Below are 1708 nucleotides of genomic sequence, written 5' to 3'. Positions count from 1 at the left end.
TTTTCCCGGGTCTAACTTCACGTCTTGGAAAACATTTATTTGGTTATGCAGCCCCAGACCGGAACCTGTAATCTTCTGCGCACGTTGACCAGAAGACGCATGATGAGCTACAACTTCATACTCCCCAGTTATTCCTTGGTCCTTGTTGCCTTGCCAGCCATCAGCTAAGCCGCTTGTTCCCGTATTCACCTCAAAACTGGCATTTGTAAGCATGTTATCTGTTAGATTTTTTCTTAACAAGCCCCCATTTAAATCATAATCATAATAGATGGTTCCGTACGAATTAGTAGCCTCTACCAACTGACCTTTATGATTGTACAGATATTTTGTTTCTCCATTAGCTGCCCGTATTGATGAAGCATAAGCGATCATGAATATGAAACATAGGAGAATCGAAACCATTCTTTTTAGCATAACTACCTCCCCATAGAACACTTTTGATATTAAACTCAAGCAGATTTCCCTGCTAAATTATACCTTTGTCAGTCGATATCTGTATATAGAAGAAAAAGTATTTCAATGCAAAGACTAATAGCAACGTTTTCACTTCAGTGTATGAAAGGCAGGCGTTCAAAAGTCTTTCTCAAACAACCATATACAATACTTTCCGGTACCGCTATAATTTAAAAGAAAATTCCTCTATAGTCCTCCCGTATCAAACAACATTCATCTATTTTTTAGGAGGTAAAGAATGATACTAGTGCTTATTTCCATTATTAGTATTACTATTCTTATCTTTCATTTTTTTCTAATCATTCCAGGAGCTTCGGCATACGCTGATAATTCAGCTATCTACAAATACGATGTTTCCGGAAAACTGTTATCAAAGAAATTACCATATGGTCTTATAGACCATTATTACTATGATAAAAATGGGAATTTAATAAAGAAAACTAGACTACCAAGAGGAACCGAATCGTTTGAGAGTGGGACATGGGAAACAAGTAATTTCACCTTGTTACAAAAAGACGGCAGAGAAGCAGGTGTTCGACAAGACGGTTCCCTGTCAGGATCTTATTTGGTCTATGCCAACGGCAACCCCCAATGGGAATGGGACGTCTACTTAAGATCGGATCGTCAGAAGCTCCGCTTGGAACCCAATACCACATACACAGTTTCCTTTAGCTATAAAGCACTAAGTGCACCAGGTAACGGTGGATTCTACGATTTCTTCGTACGAACGGATAAAGCAGGGACTGAGGACCGCGGTTGGTTGACTTGGAACGACTCTCCAGGAAGCGTGAATAGCAAGTCTGTGACATTCACCACCGGGCCATATGACGATTACCAGATGCATTGGGGATTGCGATACGGTGGATCCATTGCTATCGATAATATTCAGGTTACCAAAGTTAACGAATCGTTTGAGAGCAGCAACTCCGAATACGATTTCCACGAATTGAATGGATAAAAAGAAAAACTTGAAGGATCTTGAGGGTCTGTGATCCTTAAAGCCGACCCTTTAAACTAAGACCCCTATGCGGCCAAGCGATGACTTCTGAATTGATCAGGAGTCATCTTTTTTAATGTCCACTGAACCCGCTCTGTACTGTAATACTTTATGTATGTTTGAACTCTGATTCGTTTCCTCCAAGATGATACAGTCTACATACTCTATCTCGTCCTTTATGTCCAACCTATCCAACATACGTCCAATCGCTCAGTTCCTGACCAATCCTCCGTTTTCATTTCAATTTGAAATAACTCA

At 40.0% G+C, this 1708-nt stretch carries 3 protein-coding genes; 1 reads left to right on the top strand and 2 read right to left on the bottom strand.

Annotated elements, in window-relative coordinates:
* Positions 1-414, bottom strand: a 414-nt coding sequence (locus PEH01S_RS34190; protein WP_164828157.1) for a hypothetical protein, incomplete at its 3' end; no start/stop codon positions are given.
* A 277-nt stretch (positions 415-691) separates the two neighbouring features.
* On the opposite strand from PEH01S_RS34190, the gene PEH01S_RS34185 reads away from it, so the two are divergent.
* Positions 692-1411: a hypothetical protein gene (locus PEH01S_RS34185; RefSeq protein ID WP_127490447.1), complete on the top strand. Its 720-nt coding sequence runs from the start codon at positions 692-694 to the stop codon at positions 1409-1411.
* Between the two features lie 65 nt (positions 1412-1476).
* Here PEH01S_RS34185 and PEH01S_RS34180 read toward each other — a convergent pair whose 3' ends face one another.
* Positions 1477-1563 carry an IS3 family transposase gene (locus PEH01S_RS34180; RefSeq protein WP_246063155.1) on the bottom strand — a complete coding sequence of 29 codons (87 nt, stop codon included), beginning with the start codon at positions 1561-1563 and terminating at the stop codon, positions 1477-1479.
* Between the last annotated feature and the right edge of the window lie 145 nt (positions 1564-1708).

It is taken from the genome of Paenibacillus ehimensis NBRC 15659, from assembly GCF_004000785.1.
In the GTDB taxonomy this organism is placed as follows: Bacteria; Bacillota; Bacilli; order Paenibacillales; family NBRC-103111; genus Paenibacillus_G; species Paenibacillus_G ehimensis.
This window is presented reverse-complemented; position numbering and strand designations above follow the sequence as displayed.